The 18724-nt window shown below is 69.9% G+C and carries 17 protein-coding genes, 2 rRNA genes and 1 riboswitch; of the genes, 5 read left to right on the top strand and 14 right to left on the bottom strand.

The window, feature by feature from the left end:
* Positions 1 to 18: 18 nt before the first annotated feature.
* A complete protein-coding gene (locus ACFPZJ_RS07760) occupies positions 19 to 612 on the bottom strand; it encodes a DUF1707 SHOCT-like domain-containing protein (RefSeq protein WP_381018923.1) in 594 nt (197 codons plus the stop codon).
* Positions 613 to 742: 130 nt separating this feature from the next.
* Between ACFPZJ_RS07760 and ACFPZJ_RS07765 the strand changes: the two genes are divergently transcribed.
* The 4 genes from ACFPZJ_RS07765 to ACFPZJ_RS07780 all read left to right on the top strand — a co-directional run bounded on the left by ACFPZJ_RS07765 (position 743) and on the right by ACFPZJ_RS07780 (position 4223).
* Positions 743 to 1138, top strand: a complete 396-nt coding sequence (locus tag ACFPZJ_RS07765) for a TOBE domain-containing protein (RefSeq protein ID WP_381018924.1) — start codon at positions 743 to 745, stop codon at positions 1136 to 1138.
* A 169-nt stretch (positions 1139 to 1307) separates the two neighbouring features.
* Positions 1308 to 2129 (top strand): molybdate ABC transporter substrate-binding protein, encoded by an 822-nt coding sequence (modA, locus tag ACFPZJ_RS07770; RefSeq protein WP_381018926.1) that lies wholly within the window; start codon positions 1308 to 1310, stop codon positions 2127 to 2129.
* A complete protein-coding gene (locus ACFPZJ_RS07775) occupies positions 2126 to 2977 on the top strand; it encodes an ABC transporter permease (RefSeq protein WP_381018928.1) in 852 nt (283 codons plus the stop codon). Before modA ends, ACFPZJ_RS07775 begins: the two co-directional genes overlap by 4 nt.
* A gap of 181 nt (positions 2978 to 3158) precedes the next feature.
* A complete protein-coding gene (locus tag ACFPZJ_RS07780; RefSeq protein ID WP_381018930.1) occupies positions 3159 to 4223 on the top strand; it encodes an ABC transporter ATP-binding protein in 1065 nt (354 codons plus the stop codon).
* A 109-nt stretch (positions 4224 to 4332) separates the two neighbouring features.
* Here ACFPZJ_RS07780 and gcvP read toward each other — a convergent pair whose 3' ends face one another.
* On the bottom strand, positions 4333 to 7218 hold the full coding sequence (gene gcvP, locus ACFPZJ_RS07785; protein ID WP_381018932.1) for an aminomethyl-transferring glycine dehydrogenase: 2886 nt from the start codon (positions 7216 to 7218) through the stop codon (positions 4333 to 4335).
* Between the two features lie 176 nt (positions 7219 to 7394).
* Positions 7395 to 7490, bottom strand: a riboswitch (glycine riboswitch).
* A 109-nt stretch (positions 7491 to 7599) separates the two neighbouring features.
* Here gcvP and ACFPZJ_RS07790 point away from each other — a divergent pair.
* A complete protein-coding gene (locus tag ACFPZJ_RS07790; RefSeq protein WP_381018934.1) occupies positions 7600 to 7977 on the top strand; it encodes a PRC-barrel domain-containing protein in 378 nt (125 codons plus the stop codon).
* Between the two features lie 7 nt (positions 7978 to 7984).
* Here ACFPZJ_RS07790 and ACFPZJ_RS07795 read toward each other — a convergent pair whose 3' ends face one another.
* The 12 genes from ACFPZJ_RS07795 to ACFPZJ_RS07850 all read right to left on the bottom strand — a co-directional run.
* Positions 7985 to 9382: a DNA polymerase IV gene (locus ACFPZJ_RS07795; RefSeq protein WP_381018936.1), complete on the bottom strand. Its 1398-nt coding sequence runs from the start codon at positions 9380 to 9382 to the stop codon at positions 7985 to 7987.
* 65 nt (positions 9383 to 9447) lie between these two features.
* Positions 9448 to 10131: a MerR family transcriptional regulator gene (locus tag ACFPZJ_RS07800; RefSeq protein WP_381018938.1), complete on the bottom strand. Its 684-nt coding sequence runs from the start codon at positions 10129 to 10131 to the stop codon at positions 9448 to 9450.
* A gap of 339 nt (positions 10132 to 10470) precedes the next feature.
* Positions 10471 to 10944: a bifunctional nuclease family protein gene (locus ACFPZJ_RS07805; protein WP_026253112.1), complete on the bottom strand. Its 474-nt coding sequence runs from the start codon at positions 10942 to 10944 to the stop codon at positions 10471 to 10473.
* Between the two features lie 83 nt (positions 10945 to 11027).
* Complete coding sequence (ftsR, locus tag ACFPZJ_RS07810) at positions 11028 to 11765, bottom strand: transcriptional regulator FtsR (RefSeq protein ID WP_381018940.1); 738 nt, start codon at positions 11763 to 11765, stop codon at positions 11028 to 11030.
* A 43-nt stretch (positions 11766 to 11808) separates the two neighbouring features.
* Entirely contained in the window at positions 11809 to 12639 is an 831-nt protein-coding gene (locus ACFPZJ_RS07815) for an FHA domain-containing protein (RefSeq protein ID WP_381018941.1), read from the bottom strand.
* A 190-nt stretch (positions 12640 to 12829) separates the two neighbouring features.
* A complete protein-coding gene (locus tag ACFPZJ_RS07820) occupies positions 12830 to 13735 on the bottom strand; it encodes a DUF881 domain-containing protein (protein ID WP_381018942.1) in 906 nt (301 codons plus the stop codon).
* 5 nt (positions 13736 to 13740) lie between these two features.
* The gene (locus tag ACFPZJ_RS07825; protein WP_381018944.1) at positions 13741 to 14073 is read right to left on the bottom strand and encodes a small basic family protein; all 333 of its coding nucleotides are present in this window, start codon (positions 14071 to 14073) and stop codon (positions 13741 to 13743) included.
* A gap of 22 nt (positions 14074 to 14095) precedes the next feature.
* A complete protein-coding gene (locus ACFPZJ_RS07830) occupies positions 14096 to 14995 on the bottom strand; it encodes a DUF881 domain-containing protein (RefSeq protein ID WP_381018946.1) in 900 nt (299 codons plus the stop codon).
* 98 nt (positions 14996 to 15093) lie between these two features.
* The gene (locus ACFPZJ_RS07835) at positions 15094 to 17589 is read right to left on the bottom strand and encodes a sugar phosphate nucleotidyltransferase (RefSeq protein WP_381018948.1); all 2496 of its coding nucleotides are present in this window, start codon (positions 17587 to 17589) and stop codon (positions 15094 to 15096) included.
* Between the two features lie 111 nt (positions 17590 to 17700).
* Positions 17701 to 18309, bottom strand: a complete 609-nt coding sequence (locus tag ACFPZJ_RS07840; protein WP_381018949.1) for a CDP-alcohol phosphatidyltransferase family protein — start codon at positions 18307 to 18309, stop codon at positions 17701 to 17703.
* Between the two features lie 109 nt (positions 18310 to 18418).
* Positions 18419 to 18535, bottom strand: a 5S ribosomal RNA gene (gene rrf, locus ACFPZJ_RS07845).
* Positions 18536 to 18619: 84 nt separating this feature from the next.
* Positions 18620 to 18724, bottom strand: a 23S ribosomal RNA gene (locus tag ACFPZJ_RS07850); the annotation flags it as partial.

Genomic DNA, 18724 nt, shown 5'->3' on the forward strand with positions numbered 1-18724 from the left:
CCCCGCACCGCCCACTCCTCACCCCCTGGGCGTGCTCCTTCCGAACACCCGCCGCGGCGCTCGCACCACGACCTGCCCGAAGCTGATCTCCCCGGCGATCTCCACCCGCAGCACCACGGCCGCGTCGGGCACGCCGGACCGAGCCATCTTGACCTTGGCGTACTTGGTCACCAGCGCGTCGGTGTCGACGACGACGCCCGGTCGCGTCACCAACTTCAGCGAGCCCCCGCGTAGGTCGAGGTCGATGTGCAGGGTGTCCCACGTGATCACCGCCTGGGTGAAGTCGAGTATCACCTCGCCCAGCTCCGAGCGGATCTCCATGCTCCGGGGCACCACCCAGCCCTGGCCCCGCCGGGTCGAGGCGCCGACCTGCTCGATCCGGACCACGTCCTTGGTCTCCCCGGCCGTCCCGGTCGGCAGGTCCGCCGTCAGCACGGCCAACTCCCCCACCGTGCGGGCCGACAGCGCCGCCTCCACCCGCTCGTCGAGCTCGTCGGCCGTCAGCCTGCCGTCCCCGGCGGCGGCGGACAGCACCTCCACGACACCGTCCCGGTCGGCATGCGACGCCCGCAGTCCGGCCGACCCGCCCCTACGCGGAAGCTCCCCCGACATGGCTCCACCCCGATCTCCCCGGGCACGGCAGGGCACCGCGCCCAATCCACGAACAAACGCTATATCGCGTTATACCCAACGCCCGGCCCCGCGTCCACAGTTCCCCCTCCGCCGCCCTATCGTGACCGGCATGCAGTCCTACACGATCGGTCAGGCAGCACGACTGCTCGGCGTCAGCCCGGACACCGCCCGCCGATGGGCCGACGCCGGGCGGATCGCCACCCACCGCGACGAGAACGGACGCCGGCTCATCGACGGACGGGACCTGGCCGCGTTCTCGGTGGAACTGGCCCGGGCGGGCGCCACCGAGGAGGACACCCCCTACACCTCCGCCCGCAACGCCTTCCCCGGCATCGTCACCGCGATCAAACTCGGCGACGTCGCCGCCCAGGTGGAGATCCAGGCGGGCCCGCACCGGCTCGTCTCCCTGCTGACCCGGGAAGCCGTCGAGGAACTCGGCCTGGAGGTCGGAATGGAGGCCACCGCCCGCGTGAAGTCGACGAACGTCCACATCGACCGCACCTGAGCGCGCGAACTGCCTCTGTATGAACGCACATACCAACCCGCTCCCCCGTTCTTCCCGCTCATGCGATGCGACAGCAGACTTCTGCCTCGCATCTGCGCCAGTATCATCGGGCGTAGCGGAAGGGTCCGGCGGGCTCTTCCCCCCGGAACACAGAGGGAGTGGCCCCGACATGATCCGTTCCGCGCGCCGGCGGCGCCCCGCCCTCCAGACCGCCGGTGCCTCGGCCGCCGCACTGCTTCTCCTGAGCGCCTGCTCCTCGACCGGCCCCGGCTCGGGATCGGACACGGCCTCCTCGGTGTCCTCGTCGTCGAAGCCTTCCGGCACGGTCACCGTCTTCGCCGCCGCCTCCCTCGAAGAGAGCTTCAGGACCCTGGGCAGACAGTTCGAGAAGGAGCACCCGGGCACCAAGGTCACCTTCAACTTCAGCGGCAGTGACAGTCTCGCCGCCGGCATCACCGGTGGCGCCCCGGCCGATGTCTTCGCAGCGGCCAGTCCCAGGACCATGAAGACGGTGACGGACCAGGACGACACCGTCGGCACCCCCGCCACTTTCGTCCGCAACCAGCTGGAGATCGCCACCCTCCCCGGCAACCCGCACCGGATCACCTCCCTCCAGGACCTGGTCAGGTCCGGCCTGAAGGTCGTCCTGTGCGACAAGGAGGTGCCGTGCGGCGCCGCCGCCCAGCAGGCCCTCAGAGCCGGCCGTATCGAGCTGACCCCGGTCTCCTACGAACAGGACGTCAAGAGCGCCCTGACGAAGGTGGAGCTGAAGGAGGCGGACGCCGCCGTCGTGTACCGGACCGACGTGCGGGCGGCGGGTGACAAGGTGGACGGCGTGGAGTTCCCCGAGTCGGCCAAGGCCGTCAACGACTACCCCATCGCCCTCCTGAAGAACGCACCCAACCCCGTGGCCGCCAAGGCGTTCATCGCCCTGGTCCGGTCCGACGAGGGACAGAAGGTGCTCAGCGCGGCAGGATTCCTCAAGTCGTGACCCGCCCGGCCCACACCGGCAGCGACACCGTGGCGGACGGCCCCCGGCGCACCCGCCCGGGCAGGGCGACGCGCCTGGTGCCGATCCCCCTGCTGCTGCCCGCCCTCGTCGGTCTGGCGTTCCTGCTCCTGCCTCTGATCGCCCTGCTGGTGAGGGCTCCCTGGAGCACCCTCCCCGCGCAGCTGACCAGCGCCGAGGTGTGGCAGGCGCTGCGTCTGTCGCTCGTCTGCGCCACCGCCGCGACAGCGCTGAGCCTGGTCATCGGCGTCCCCCTGGCCTGGCTCCTGGCCCGCACGGAGTTCCCCGGCCGCGGCCTCGTCCGCGCCCTGGTCACCCTGCCCCTGGTGCTCCCGCCGGTGGTGGGCGGCGTGGCCCTGCTGCTCGCCCTCGGCCGCAACGGCGTCGTCGGGCGGTGGCTGGACGCCTGGTTCGGCATCACCCTGCCGTTCACCACATGGGGTGTCATCCTCGCCGAGACGTTCGTGGCGATGCCGTTCCTGGTCATCAGCGTGGAAGGCACCCTCCGGGCCGCCGACCCGCGCTACGAGGAGGCCGCCACCACCCTGGGCGCCTCCCGCTTCACCGCGTTCCGCCGGGTCACCCTGCCCCTGATCGCCCCGGGCATCGCGGCCGGCTCCGTCCTGGCCTGGGCCCGGGCGCTCGGCGAGTTCGGCGCGACGATCACCTTCGCGGGCAACTTCCCCGGCCGCACGCAGACCATGCCACTCGCGGTCTACCTGGCCCTCCAGAACGATCCGGCGGCGGCTATCGCCCTCAGCCTGGTCCTGCTGACAGTCTCGATCGCGGTCCTGGCGGCCCTACGGGACCGCTGGATGACAACGTCATGACGGCCCCCGCTGACCGGCACCGCCCGCACCCGCCGACGGCGCTCATCCCCCACCGGGGCCACCCGCACCAGACGACGATTCCCGCACGGGCGACGCGGGTCGCAACCCGGACCCGGCCGACGGCCTGCTTCTCCCCACACCACACGCGCCCGCACCCGCCAGCCCCCAGGACACCCCGCTCATGACCGACCGCGACCCCACCCACGACGAGGGCCTGGACGCCCACCTCGTCGTCGACCGCGACACCTTCCGCCTCGACATCGCCCTGCAAGCCATCCCCGGCGACGTCATCGCCCTGCTCGGCCCGAACGGCGCCGGCAAGACCACCGCCCTGCGTGCGCTGGCGGGCCTGCTCCCCCTCACCCGCGGCCACCTGCGACTCGACGGCACGGAGCTTGCCCGCACGCCGCCCGAGTCCCGCCCGGTCGGCGTCGTCTTCCAGGACTACCTGCTCTTCCCACACCTGACGGCCCTCGACAACGTGGCCTTCGGACCACGCTGCCGGGGCGCCACCAAGGCGGAAGCCCGAGCCCAGGCATCCGACTGGCTGAACCGCATGGGCCTCGCCCAGCACAGCGGCACCAAACCCCGCCACCTCTCCGGCGGCCAGGCCCAGCGCGTCGCCCTGGCCCGCGCCCTGGCCATCCACCCCCGGCTGCTGCTCCTCGACGAACCCCTCGCCGCCCTGGACGCGCGCACCCGCCTGGAGGTACGCGCCCGACTCCGCCGCCACCTCGCGGGATTCGAGGCCGTCGCCGTCCTGGTCACGCACGACCCCCTGGACGCCATGGTGCTCGCCGACCGGCTGGTCGTCGTCGAGGACGGCCGGATCGTCCAGCAGGGCGCGCCCGCCGACATCGCCCGTCATCCCCGCACGGACTACATCGCCCAGCTCGTCGGCCTGAACCTGTACCGAGGCCGGGCCGAGGGCCACACGGTCCGCCTCGACGCCGGCCCCGCCATCACCACCACGGAACACCTCTCGGGCCCGGCCTTCGTGGCGTTCCCGCCCGGCGCCGTCACCCTGTACCGGGACCGCCCCACCGGCTCCAGCGCCCGCAACCTCTGGCGCTGCGAGGTCGCCGGCCTGGAGACCCACGGCGACCAGATCCGCGCGGACCTCACCGGGGAACTCCCGCTGGCCGCCGACGTCACCACGGTCGCCGCGGCCGAACTCGACCTGCACCCGGGCGCATCCGTATGGGCCACGGTCAAGGCAACCCAGACCCACGCCTACCCGGCCTGAGCCACCCCTCCCCGGCCCGAGACACGGACGAGGGCCCCGCTTGTCGACAGCGGGACCCTCCTCGAGTCACGTCTACGGCCGGTCCGTCAGCACGTACCGGTCCTCGCGACTAGTCCTCGTACGCGTCCAGCGGCGGGCAGGAGCACACCAGGTTCCGGTCACCGAAGGCCTGGTCGATGCGGCGCACCGGCGGCCAGTACTTGTTCCCGACCGGCACCCCGGCCGGGAAGACGGCCTCCTCACGGCTGTAGGCGTGCGCCCACTCCCCGCCGAGCGCCCCGGCGGTGTGCGGGGCGTTGCGCAGCGGGTTGTCGTCCGCGGGCCACTCACCCGAGCCGACCTTCTCGATCTCCGCACGGATGGCGATCATCGCCTCGCAGAACCGGTCCAGCTCGCTCAGGTCTTCGGACTCGGTCGGCTCGATCATCAGTGTCCCGGCCACGGGGAACGACATCGTCGGCGCGTGGAAGCCGTAGTCGATGAGCCGCTTGGCGACGTCGTCCACGGTCACACCGGTCGCCTTGGTCAGCGGACGCAGGTCGATGATGCACTCGTGCGCGACGAGCCCGCCGGGGCCGGTGTAGAGCACCGGGTAGTGCGGTTCGAGCCGCTTGGCGATGTAGTTGGCGCTCAGCACAGCCACCTGCGTGGCCCGCTTGAGTCCCTCGCCGCCCATGAGCCGGACGTACGCCCACGAGATCGGCAGGATGCCGGCCGAGCCCCACGGGGCGGCCGAGATCGGACCCACACCCGTCTCCGGCCCGGCGGCGGGCTGCAGCGGGTGGTTCGGCAGGTAGGGCGCGAGGTGCTCCCGCACCGCCACCGGGCCGACGCCCGGGCCACCGCCGCCGTGCGGGATGCAGAAGGTCTTGTGCAGGTTCAGATGCGAGACGTCACCACCGAAGTGCCCGGGCTTGGCGAGCCCCACGAGGGCGTTGAGGTTCGCCCCGTCCACGTACACCTGGCCACCGGCCTCGTGCACCTGCGCGCAGATCTCGGAGACGTGCTCCTCGAACACGCCGTGTGTCGAGGGGTACGTGATCATGAGCACCGCCAGCTCGTCGCGGTACTGCTCGATCTTCGCCCGCAGGTCGTCCACGTCGATCTCGCCGTCCTCGGCGGTCTTCACGACGACGACCTTCATGCCCGCCATCACGGCGCTCGCTGCGTTCGTGCCGTGCGCGGAGGACGGAATCAGGCACACGGTTCGCTGCTCGTCACCGTTGGCGCGGTGGTATCCGCGTACGGCGAGCAGTCCGGCCAGCTCGCCCTGCGACCCGGCGTTGGGCTGGAGGGACACCTTGTCGTACCCGGTGACCTCGGCGAGACGTTCCTCCAGCTCGCGGATGAGCGTGAGGTACCCCTCCGCCTGCTCGGCCGGGGCGAACGGGTGCAGCTGACCGAACTCCGGCCAGGTGACCGGCTCCATTTCCGTGGTGGCGTTGAGCTTCATCGTGCAGGAGCCCAGCGGGATCATGCCGCGGTCGAGCGCGTAGTCCCGGTCGGCCAGCCGTCGCAGGTAGCGCAGCATCGCCGTCTCGGAGCGGTGCTGGTGGAAGACGGGGTGCGTCAGGACCTTGTCCGTGCGCAGCAGGGCGCCCGGCAGCGTGTCCGCCGCCTCGGCGTCGAGTGCGTCGATGTCGCCCTCGACGCCGAACGCCGCCCAGACGGAGCGCAGCTGTGCCCGCGTGGTGGTCTCGTCGCAGGCGATCGAGAGGTGGTCGGCGTCGACGAGGCGCAGGTTGACGCCGTTGCGCCGTGCGGCGGCGAGCACCTCGGCGGCCCGGCCGGGCACCCGCACGGTGAGGGTGTCGAAGTAGGCACCGTGTACAACCTCGACGCCACCGGCCCGGAGCCCGGCGGCGAGGACCGTGGCGTACCGGTGGGTGCGCCGAGCGATGTCCCTCAGTCCCTCGGGCCCGTGGTAGACGGCGAACATCCCCGCCATCACGGCGAGCAGGACCTGCGCGGTGCAGATGTTGCTCGTCGCCTTCTCCCGCCGGATGTGCTGCTCACGGGTCTGCAGCGCGAGCCGGTAGGCCCTGTTCCCGTCCACGTCCACCGACACACCCACGAGCCGGCCCGGCAGGCTGCGCGCGAACTTGTCCTGGACCGCCATGTATCCGGCGTGCGGCCCGCCGAAGCCCATCGGCACACCGAACCGCTGCGTCGTACCGACCGCGATGTCCGCACCGAGCTCACCCGGGGACTTCAGCAGCGTCAGCGCGAGCAGATCGGCGGCGACGGTGACGAGGGCGCCCAGCTCGTGCGCCTGGTCGATCACCGGCTTGATGTCGCGCACGGCGCCGGAGGCGCCCGGGTACTGGAGCAGCACACCGTTGATCTCGCGCTCGGCGACCTCGGCCGGGATCCCGTCACTGAGGTCCGTGACGAGCACCTCGACACCGGTCGGCTCGGCGCGGGTCTGGAGCACGGCGATGGTCTGCGGCAGCGCGTCCGCGTCGACCAGGAACAGGCCCTTCTTGTTCCTGCCCATGCGCCGGGACAGCGCCATGGCCTCGGCGGCGGCCGTGCCCTCGTCGAGCAGCGAGGCACCGGAGGTCGGCAGACCGGTCAGGTCGGCGACCATCGTCTGGAAGTTCAGCAGCGCTTCGAGGCGTCCCTGCGAGATCTCCGGCTGGTACGGCGTGTAGGCCGTGTACCAGGCCGGGTTCTCCATGACGTTGCGCAGGATGACCGGCGGCGTGAAGGTGCCGTAGTACCCGAGCCCGATCATGGAGTCGAGCACCTTGTTGCGGTCGGCCAACGACCGCAGCTCGGCCAGCACCTCGGCCTCGCTGCGCGCGCCCGGCAGGTCCAGCGTGTCGGCGTTCTTGATCACATCGGGGACCGCGGCGGCGGTGAGCTCGTCGAGCGAGCCGTAGCCGACCTGGGCGAGCATCTTGGCCCGCGCCTCCTGGTCGGGCCCGATGTGGCGCTGCTCGAAGGGGATTCCCTGCTCGAGCTCGGAGAGCGGAGTGCGATGGGCGGTCATTGCGGAGGCCTCCTGGTCTGACGCGACCTTCGAGGGGCACCACGGCACGGGTGCCCGGACGGCCTCCCCCTCTGTCATCTCAACCTGAGAGCTTCACCGGTCCGTCCGAGGACGCCCGGCTTGCACCGTCGGTGAGAGCGGAAGCCGTCGACACCCGCTCTGCTTTCCAGAGTGACCTCGTCCGTGCGGTACGTGGGCCTGAGAGATTCCGGGGAGGATTTGCTCCTTCGGCGCCTCCGATGGTGCCTGGAGGGCTCTCCCGCACGGGGTCAGCAGCCGTCTGCCAGCCTACCAGCGAGGTCAACGCCCGGGTCTTCGAGTGGCCGCGTCCCCGATTGTGCCGTTTTGTAGTGCTTACGAATGCGACCACGTGGAGGGCCCGTGCGAACCGACATCGACCCGCGGAACCTGATCGGCCGCAAGGCGTTCGACCGCAACGGAACCAGGATCGGCACGATCGACGAGATCTACCTCGACGATGCCACGGGCGTACCCGAATGGGCCGCCATACGCACCGGCCTGTTCAGCAGGGACGCCTTCGTCCCCCTGGAGCCGAGCGAACTCGTCGACGGTGCCCTCCACGTCCCCTTCGACCGCGCTCTGATCAAGGACGCCCCCGACTTCGGCGTCGGCCGCCACCTCTCCCCGGAGCAGGAGCTCCAGCTCTATCACCACTACGGTCTCGATGTCGCCGCCCCTGACCCCCTCCCCGACCACCACATCGGCAGACTCGCGGGCACGGACGAGACACCGGCCTGACCACCCCTCACGCGCTGCCGGACGGCAGATCCACCGAGCCGGCGGGTGCCGCCTCCGCGCTGCTCTCCCCAGGTCTTCGCGGCACCAGCGGCAGCGGATCCGCCGGTTCCAGCTCCGGGTCGTCGATCTTGAAGGTCCGCACCCGCCCGGGCTCCGAACCGGGCGTCTCGAACCGCACGGTGACCCGCCCGAGGCCACTGCCCTGCACCCAACCGTGCCCGTACACGGCGTGCCGTACGTCGTGCCCCGCCGGCCACCGCCGCTCCCCGGGCACCGGGCGCTCGTCCACCGGAGTGACCTCCGGCTCCTCCACCGGACCGGCGACGCGCTCCCCCGCCGCCTGCGCGAAGAGATCCTCCTGGGTGTAGTCGGCGAGCCCGCTGACGCCGACACCGAGCAGCCGCACACCGCCCGTCGTGTCGACCGAGTCCAGCAGCCGGGCCGCCGCCTCCCGGATCACGGCCGGATCGTCCGTGGGCCCCCGAAGCGTCTCCGACCGGGTCAACGTGGAGAAGTCGTACCGCCGCACCTTCAGCACGATCGTCCGCCCCGACAGCCCGGCCCCGCGCAGCCGCCGTACGCACCGGTCGGCGAGCCGCTGCACCTCCAGACCGACGCGCGTGCGGTCGTGGATGTCCACGTCGTACGTGTCCTCCACTGACACCGACTTGGCCTCCCGCTCGGCCACCACGGGCCGGTCGTCCCGCGCCAGCGCCATCGCGTACAGCGCGTGCCCGTGCGCCTTGCCCAGCAGCCGTACGAGTTCGTCCTCGCCCGCCTCGGCGAGTTCGTCGACGGTGTGGATCCCCGCCCGCCGCAGATGGTCACCGGTCGCCGGACCCACGCCCGGCAGCGTCCGCACCGACATCGGCCCGAGCAGGGCCCGCTCGGTCCCCGGCTCGATCACCACCAGCCCGTCGGGCTTGGCCTGCTCCGAGGCGATCTTCGCGAGCATCTTGGAGGCGGCGAGTCCCACCGACCCCGTGAGCCCGGTGACGGCCCGGATGTCGGCCCGCAGCCGCACCCCGGCCAGCCGCGCCGACCGCTCGTCCCAGGCCGCTCCGCCGGCCTCCAGGTCCACGAACGCCTCGTCCAGGCTCAGCGGCTCCACCAGCGGCGACAGCGCCCGCAGCAGTCCCATCACCTGCTCGCTGATCGACCGGTAGAGACCGAACCGCGGCACCAGGTAGGCGGCGTTCGGCGCGAGCCGCCGGGCCTGCGCCATGGGCATCGCCGAATGCACACCGAAGACCCGGGCCTCGTACGACGCGGTGGCCACCACCCCACGCGGGCCGAGCCCGCCGACGACGACCGCCTTCCCGCGCAGGCTCGGCTTGGACGCCTGCTCCACCGAGGCGAAGAAGGCATCCATGTCGAGATGCAGGATCGTGGGCGCGGTTCTCACATCTCCGATGCTGCCCTACGCCACTGACAATGGCCCCGTGGCCCGTTCCGCCGCGGCAAAGCGGTTCAGACGGCCCGGTTCCTCCGCCGCGCCAGCTCGTCCGAGGGGTTGTGCCCGACCAGGGTCTCTCCTGTGTCGACCCGCTCCCCGTGCAGTTGTGACAGCGCGTTCTCCACGTCCCGCCACACCACGCCCACGGCGATCCCGAAGATGCCCTGACCACCCTGCAGGAGCGCGTGGACCTCGTCGGGCGAGGTGCACTCGTAGACAGTGGCGCCGTCGCTCATCAACGTCATGCGCTCCAGGTCACTGAACCCCCGCTCGCGCAGGTGCTGCACCGCGGTACGGATGTTCTGCAACGACACACCGGTGTCCAGAAAGCGCTTGACGATCTTCAGGACGACGACGTCCCGGAAGCTGTACAGGCGCTGCGTCCCGGACCCGTAGGCGGGCCGCACGCTCGGCTCGACGAGCCCGGTACGGGCCCAGTAGTCCAGCTGTCGGTAGGTGATCCCGGCGGCGGCGCAGGCCGTGGGGCCGCGATAGCCGATCTGCTCGGACGCCATGGACGTCGTCCCTCCGCTGCTCGGCACGGCCGTCGGTCGCTGGGGTGCGTGGTCGGCTGCGCCGCTTTGCTGCGGGTACCCCCCGCTCGAGCGGAGCTGAGAGCTTGAGGGAGCGTACGGGCCGTTCACCCCGGGACCGCGTCCGGGGGCACCCCCAGCCGTACCGTCGCCGCTGCTTCTCACGCCGACCTCCGTCCTTGACCTGCCTTCTCGACGGTAGGCAGCCACCAGGGGTGCGTCAACGACCGCCACACTCGGCACGCCGAGTGATAATCACCCTGAGAGTGGTTTCCCGTGCCCGACCGCGGGGAAAGGCTAGCCGAATGCGTTCGGCGCGGACCGTGTGACGGCCTCACGGGCTGCTGGCACATGCGGGCATTTCCGTCCCTACGGGCCTGTTGGACCGGCCGCGAACGGGACCGGCCACGAACGGGACGTGGGCGGTCCGCCACGGACCACATCGTCCGCCGGGCCGCCCACGCGCCTCACCGACTGCTGGTTCCACCGACTTCCGCCGGGATCTCACTGGCTGCTGGTGCCGAAGTCCTCCGGCGAGATCTGGTCGAGGAACTCGCGGAACTTCTCCACCTCGTCCTCCTGCTCGTCCGGGATCGCGATACCGGCGTCGTCGAGCACCGTGTCGCTGCCGTAGATCGGCGTCCCGGTGCGCAGCGCCAGCGCTATGGCGTCGGACGGACGCGCGCTCACCTCGACTCCGCTGGCGAAGACAAGCTCCGCGTAGAAGACGCCCTCACGCAGGTCCGTGATGCGCACTTCCGTGAGCTCCTGACCGACGGCCTCCAGCACGTCCTTGAACAGGTCGTGGGTCAGCGGCCGCGCGGGAGCCATGCCCTGCTGGGCGAAGGCGATCGCCGTCGCCTCCCCCGGTCCGATCCAGATCGGGAGGTAACGGTCGCCTCCCACTTCACGCAGCAGCACGATCGGTTGGTTGGAGGGCATTTCGACCCGGACACCTACGACATCGAGCTCGTTCACACAGCAACCCTAGGCCGTGCTCGGGACGTTTGGGTAGTCGAGCCGGGAACGGGTGGCCGATCCGGACCCCCGCGCCGCCCGGATCAGGGCAGCCGCACCCCGAGGGCCGTCTGCACCAGCGCCGCGTGCAGCCTCACCGTGAGCCCCGCCAGCTCCTTCGTACGGGCCTCGGCATGCGCCCTGGTCTGCGGGTTCCTGTGACGTTTCAGCGGGGCGACGACCTGGTCCACCAGCCCGGCCTCCCGGTCGGCGGCGGCCTTCATCACCCGCAGATGCCTCGGCTCGATCCCGAAGCGTCCCAGCTCGGCCACGAGCGCGGCCACGGTGACCGTCTCCGCGTCGTACACCCCGTCCTCCAGTGGAGCGACGAGCCCGTAGGACTCCCACTCCTGGAGCTCCTGCTCACCGATGCCGGCGGCGGACAGCAGTTCGTCGCGTCCGATCCGCGCCGCCGTGGGCCCCTCACCCGTCTCCGACACGACCTCACGGTCCCGGTGACCCCCCAGGGGCGGCAGGGGAACCGCCTCACCGCGTTCCATCGCCTCCAGGTGCTCACGGATCACCTTGAGCGGCAGATAGTGGTCCCGTTGCATCCTCAGGACGAGACCGAGGCGCTCGACGTCCCCGGCGCTGAACTTCCGATACCCCGACGGGGTCCGCTGCGGCTCGACGAGCCCCTCCGACTCCAGGAACCGGATCTTGGAGATGGTGATGTCGGGGAACTCGTCCCGCAGCACGTTCAGCACCGTGCCGATGCTCATCAGCCCACTGTCCGTGGCGGCGGTACCGTGCCCGGCACCGCCGCTCGGTGTTCGCAGCATGGACCTTCCCTGGGGGTCCCCCCGGACGGCGTCCGGGGGAGGGTCAGTAGCCCCGCTGGCTCGCGTAGAAGACCAGCCGGTACTTGCCGATCTGCACCTCGTCGCCATTGTTCAGAGCGACCTGGTCGATCCGCTCCCGGTTGACGTACGTGCCGTTCAGACTGCCCACGTCGGCCACCGTGAACGAGCCGTCCGGACTGCGGCGGAACTCCACGTGGCGACGGGACACCGTCACGTCGTCCAGGAAGATGTCGCTCTGCGGGTGACGGCCCGCCGTGGTCAGGTCGCTGTCCAGCAGGAAGCGGCTGCCCGCGTTCGGCCCGCGGCGCACGACCAGCAGCGCGGAGCCCTGCGGCAGCGCGTCCACCGCGGCCTGGGCCTCGGGAGAGAGCATCGGCATCGGGGTCTGGCCGGTGGCCTCCGCGTCATAGGCCTCGAGACCGGAGATGGAGATGGTGGAGGTCGTCTCGGACGAACGCTCGGCACCGGCCCCGGCCCGCAGCGGCGCGCCGCAGTTGGAGCAGAAGCGGCTGTTCTCCGCGTTGCGGTTACCGCACCTCGTACACACCAGGGCCGACATGGACGGATCCTCCTGCGGCGACTGCCCCGCGGGGGCATTGGACGCGTACGGGCCGGCGGCGAACCCTCCACCCGTACCTGAGGTTGACGGTTGGCCGAAACCTATGCCGCAGGACTGCGCAGGGTCAACCGACGGCGCGCCCTGACCACCGGGAATGTCACCGCCCGGACCAGCCACCTGGTCCCGGAACAGCGGACGCTGGCCCTCCGCGTCAGGCTGTGCGCGATGACGAGCGGTCGCGTTGTCGCTGCCCTCTCGCGCGCTCTTGCCGAACAACTTCGCAAACAACTTCACGGGCGATTCCCCTTGACCGAAACAGACCCGCCCGTGGGGCAGGACGAACCCTGACTGAACACTCTGGCCGACCCGGACATCCTTACAACGTCCGCCTCCACCAGACAGTTTCCACCACGCACCACCGAAACCGTGCGCCGACCCCCCGCAACGTCCTGCCCTCGCCGGACGCCCCCCATGCACCCCCGGTTCACTGGGAGGACGACCGAGCGTAGTCAGGCCGCTTCGCCGCTCGCAAGGCGTCCACGACGATCTTGCTCGACCGCTCAACCGTAACGGTGGCCTGTTCCTTCTCGAGAGTCTGCACCACGCCTCCGGGGATGTTGAGCGCCGGCTCGAGGTCCTGCGGTTTGCCGATGACCTTGAAACGATAGGGCGCGTTGATCTTGTTCCCGTCGACGCGCACGCCGTTGCCGGAGTCCGACAGATAGGTGCTGGCGACGACTCGTACACCGTTCACCTGGATCGCCTCCGCGCCGGCCGCGCGCAGCTCCTGGATCGCGTCGAGCAGCATGTTCGCCTTGACCGTCCCCTTCGTGTCCTCGATGGTCATGGTGATGCCGGGCCCCTGCGCGGCCACGGTGCCCGCCAGGATGCCGAGCTGCCTCTCCTTCTCGACCGTCTGCTTGCGGGCCTCCTCCGCCTGGTCCGAGCTGTTCTCCAGCTCGTCGCGCTGCTTCTCGAGTCCCTGCTTCTCGTCTTCAAGACGCTGGGTACGGTCGTCCAGTTCATCGAGGATGCGGACAAGATCTTCTTGTCGCGCGCCGCGCAGGGCACTGTCGCTCTCGCTGGTCGAGGCCACCTGCACGGCCAGACCGAAACCGAGCCCGAACAGCAGTACGGCGACGATGAGTTGGGCCCGGGTGAAGCGCGGCGGCCACAGTCCCTCGACCAGCCGCTGCCGACCGGTGAGCTGAGGCTCTGACCCTGGCTCCGGGGACTCGTTCTCCGAAGTCTCCGAGGACTTCTCCGGGATCTTCTTCTCCGAAGGCTCCCCCTTCGGTGCCGCCGTCGCGGGCACCTCTTCGGGCAGCTCCTTGCGCAGCCTGTGCTCGGGCTCGGGCGTCTCGGCGGGTCGTTCGTCGCGCTCGCTCATCGGCCTCACGCCCGGAACACGTGGCGGCGGATCGCCGCGGCGTTGGAGAAGATGCGGATGCCGAGAACGACCACGACACCGGTGGACAGCTGGGCGCCCACGCCCAGCTTGTCGCCGAGGAACACGATCAGTGCGGCCACGACCACGTTCGACAGGAACGACACCACGAAGACCTTGTCGTCGAAGATGCCGTCCAGCATGGCCCGCAGGCCGCCGAACACGGCGTCGAGCGCCGCAACGACGGCGATCGGCAGATAAGGCTCGACGGCCGCCGGAACCTCAGGCCGGACCAACAGGCCGGCCACGACTCCCACGATGAGGCCCAGTACGGCGATCACGATGTGCCCTTCTCAGTTCTTCTCAGTGCTTGTCGGTCTTCGGCTGTGCTGTACGTACGATCACGCTCGGTGCGGCGGGCAGCTCCAGGTCCTCCTCCACGGAGATGCCGGTACGGATGCCGTAGTTCTCCTGCAGGGCGTGCAGATAGAGCCCGTCGGCGCTGTCCTGGAACCTGGTGCTGAGCCGCTCGCCGTCCCCCACCGCGAGCACCGTGTACGGCGGCACCAGCGGCCTGTTGTCGACCAGTATCGCGTCACCCGCGGCCCTGATCGCGGACAGGGCGGTCAGCCGCTGCCCGTTGATGGAGATCGCCTCGGCGCCCGACTCCCACAGCCCATTGACCGCCCGCTGCATGTCGCGGTCCCGGACCCGGCCGGTGTCGGAGAAGCCGGATGCCTCACGCGGGTCGCCGTCACCGCCGGTGCCGGCGTCCTTGGCGTCGTTCACGACCAGCCTCACCCCGGGGCCGTGCACCGCGGTCGCACCCGACAGGATGCCCAGCAACTCTGACCGGGCGCTCCCGCCGCTCTTCTCCAGTGCCTCGCGCTGCCGGGCGCTCACGTCCTCGCGCAGCTTGTCGACGCTGCCCTCCAGCTCGTCGGCCGTCTCGGTCTCCCGGTCGATGCGGTCGATCAGCTCCTGGCGCTCCTTGGCGACGGCGGGCGCCGCGATCCGCGCCTGTGCCGCTCCGACGGTCACGACGAGGGCCGCGAGCACCAGGCCGACGGCCAGACCGAGCTTCGCCCTGAGCGTCTTGGGCAGGCCGCCCTCTCCTGCGGCCTCCTTCCGGGCCGCCGCCTCGGCGTAACCGTCGTCGAGGCTGTGGTCCATGACGTTGGTGAGCAGAGACATGGACGCGTCCGGGCGCGGCGGCCGCGCAGGAGTGCTCCGAACGGGGGGTTGCTGCGGCATGCCGCACATCGTCGCACGTCGCGACCGCTACCTCCGAACGGGCCCACCGGCGTGCCGGACAGGCCCCCTTGGGGACACTTGTCCGGCACGCGCGCGTGCTGCGGGTCCTACCGACCCGCGCTGTCGACGACCGCCGACCACTCGTCGAGCAGGGCCTGCGCGGAGGCGTCGTCCGGTCCCTCGGCCCACAGGTGGGTGACCGCCTCGGCCGGGTCGGGCAGCACCATCACCCAGCGTCCGTCGGCCTCCACCACCCGCACGCCGTCGGTGGTGTCCACGAAGCGGTCTCCGGCCGCTTCGACGACCCGCCGCATGACCAGGCCCTTGACGGCCCAGGGGGTCGCCAGATCCCGCTTGAGGACGTGGGCACGCGGGATGCGCGCGTCGATCTGGCTCAGGGTGAGCTGAGTCCGCGCCACGAGCCCGATGAGCCGGACGAAGGCAGCCGTCCCGTCGTAGACACTGCTGAACTCGGGGACGATGAATCCGCCCTTGCCGTCGCCGCCGAAGATCGTCCCTTCCTCGCCGCCGACCCGCGTGAGATCGTCGGGCGAGGTGGTCGTCCACTCGACCTGGGTTCCGTGATACGCCGCCACCTGCTCGGCGATCCTGGTGGTCGTCACCGGCAGCGCGACCCGGCCACTGCGACGCTCAGCCGCCACGAGGTCGAGCATCACGAGCAGCGCCCGGTCGTCCTCGATGATGCGCCCCTTCTCGTCGACCAAAGACAGCCGCTCACCTACGGGGTCGAACCGCACACCGAACGCGGCTCCGGAGGACGCCACGATCTCACCGAGCCGCACCAGCCCCGAGCGCCGCATGTCGCCCGTCTCGGTCGGCCTGGACTCGTCCAGACCGGGGTTGATGGTCAGCGAGTCGACGCCGAGCTTTCCGAGCAGGCTCGGCAGCACCAGCCCGGCGCTGCCGTTCGACGCGTCCACGACCACCTTCAGCCCGGACTCCGCGATCCCCGTCGTGTCGACGTTCCGCAGCAGCGACCCGGTGTACGAGTCGAAGACACTGGCGGGGAAGTGCAGGTCACCGATCTCACCGGGGAAGGCACGCCGGTACTCCTGCCGTGCGAACACCCGGTCCAGCTTCCGCTGGCTGCCCTGCGACAGGTCGGCGCCCTGCCCGTCGAAGAACATGATGTCCACGGAGTCCGGCACGCCGGGCGTCGTCCGGATCATGATCCCGCCCGCGCTCCCCCGCGCGGTCTGCTGCCGCGCGACCGGCAGCGGTACGTTCTCCAGGTCCCGCACGTCGATGGCGCTGGCCTGCAGCGCGGAGATGACCGCCCGCTTCAGCGCCCGGGCACCACGGGAATGGTCGCGGGCCGTGGTGACGGTCGAGCCCTTCTTGAGGGTGGTCGCATAGGCGCCGGCGAGACGCACCGCGAGCTCCGGCGTGATCTCCACGTTCAGGATTCCGGAGACACCCCGGGCACCGAAGAGATGCGCCTGGCCCCGGGATTCCCAGATGACCGACGTGTTGACGAAGGCACCGGCCTCGATCGTCTTGAACGGGTAGACCCGCACATTGCCCTGGACGATCGATTCTTCACCGACCAGGCACTCGTCACCGATGACCGCGCCGTCCTCGATCCGGGCCGCGCGCATGATGTCGGTGTTCCTTCCGACGACACAGCCACGCAGGTTGCTGTGCGGCCCGACGTACACGTTGTCGTGGACGACGGCCTTGTGCAGAAAGGCCCCGCTCTTCACGACGACGTTGGAGCCGACCACGGTGTGCTCGCGGATCTCGGCGCCGGCCTCGACCTTCGCGTAGTCCCCGATGTAGAGGGGGCCACGGAGAACGGCGTCCGGATGCACCTCGGCGCCCTCGGCGACCCACACGCCCGGAGAGATCTCGAAACCGTCGATCTCGACGTCGACCTTGCCCTCGAGGACATCGGCCTGCGCCTTGACGTAGCTCTCGTGGGTACCGACGTCCTCCCAGTAGCCCTCGGCGACATAGCCGTAGATCGGCTTGCCCTCCTTCATCAACTGCGGGAAGACGTCCCCGGACCAGTCGACGGGCACATCGGCCTCGACGTAGTCGAAGACCTCGGGCTCCATCACGTAGATGCCGGTGTTCACGGTGTCCGAGAACACCTGGCCCCAGGTCGGCTTCTCAAGAAACCGCTCGACCCGGCCTTCCTCGTCCACGATGGTGATGCCGAATTCCAGCGGATTGGGCACGCGCGTCAGGCAGACCGTGACGAGCGCGCCCTTTTCCTTGTGGAAATTGATCAGCTCGGTGAGGTCGAAGTCGGTCAGCGCATCGCCGGAGATGACAAGGAAGGCATCGTCCTTCAACGCCTCTTCGGCGTTCTTGACGCTTCCGGCGGTACCGAGTGGCTTCTCCTCATTGGCATAGGTCAGCTCCATTCCGAGCTCTTCGCCGTCACCGAAGTAGTTCTTGACGAGCGAGGCCAGGAACTGGACAGTTACGACTGTTTCGTTGAGCCCATGCCTTTTGAGCAGCCGCAGAACGTGCTCCATGATCGGGCGGTTCGCCACAGGCAGGAGCGGCTTGGGCATGCTTGAGGTCATGGGACGAAGGCGCGTGCCTTCGCCTCCGGCCATCACGACGGCCTTCATGTCGGAAGCGTCCTCCTCGAAGAGACGGTCTAGCCGACTTCCCCCGCCAAGATTGTCCCGCACTTTTCCAGTACGGGCCATCGCGCCGCTACGGCTGCACAATCAGCGAGTTCAGTCGGCCATGGCGTCCGCACGGACCAGGCGGCGGACTTGTACCACGTAGAGGACTCCTGCCCACCAGTACAGCGTTGTACCCCATCCGGCGAACGCCCATCCGAAAATAGCAGCGAGTGACGAGATCCAGCCGCTTCCGTCACTGAGCAGGAGCAGCGGGAAGGCATACATCAAGTTGAAGGTGGCGGCCTTCCCCAGGAAGTTCACCTGCGGCGGCGGGTACCCGTGACGCCTGAGAATCCCCACCATCACCAGCAGGACCAGTTCCCGAGTCAGGAGGACGAGGGTCAACCACAGCGGCAGAATCTCCCGCCAGGTGAGGCCGACCAGGGTCGAGAGAATGTAGAGCCGGTCGGCCGCGGGATCGAGGAGCCGCCCCAGGCTGCTGATCTGGTTCCAGCGCCGCGCGAGCTTGCCGTCCAGGTAGTCGCTGACGCCGCTCAGCGCCAGAACCAGCAGCGCCCAGCCGTCACTCTTCGGGCCGCCGAACTCAGGCCTGAGGATCAACCACAGGAAGAGCGGCACGCCGGCGAGCCGCGCCATGCTGAGGATGTTCGGGATGGTGAGGACACGGTCCGTCTGGACGCGAGTCTCCTGAACCTCCACCCGGGGGCCTCCTGTGGGAAACGTTCCTACGATGCCCCCTGACCTTACCTCAACGCAAAAAAGCTCTGGCCCTCGGGCGGTATGCCCAAGAGCCAGAGCTTCAAAAGGAGTTCGGCGGCGTCCTACTCTCCCACAGGGTCCCCCCTGCAGTACCATCGGCGCTGTAAGGCTTAGCTTCCGGGTTCGGAATGTAACCGGGCGTTTCCCTCACGCTATGACCACCGAAACACTATGAAACACACAACCGGCACACCCACACATGGGCGGGTTGTTCGTGGTTTCAGAACCAACACAGTGGACGCGAGCAACTGAGGACAAGCCCTCGGCCTATTAGTACCGGTCAACTCCACACGTTACCGTGCTTCCATATCCGGCCTATCAACCCAGTCGTCTACTGGGAGCCTTACCCTCTCTA

Origin of the sequence: Streptomyces bullii, from assembly GCF_042657145.1 — a bacterium.
Taxonomy (GTDB): Bacteria; Actinomycetota; Actinomycetes; order Streptomycetales; family Streptomycetaceae; genus Streptomyces; species Streptomyces bullii.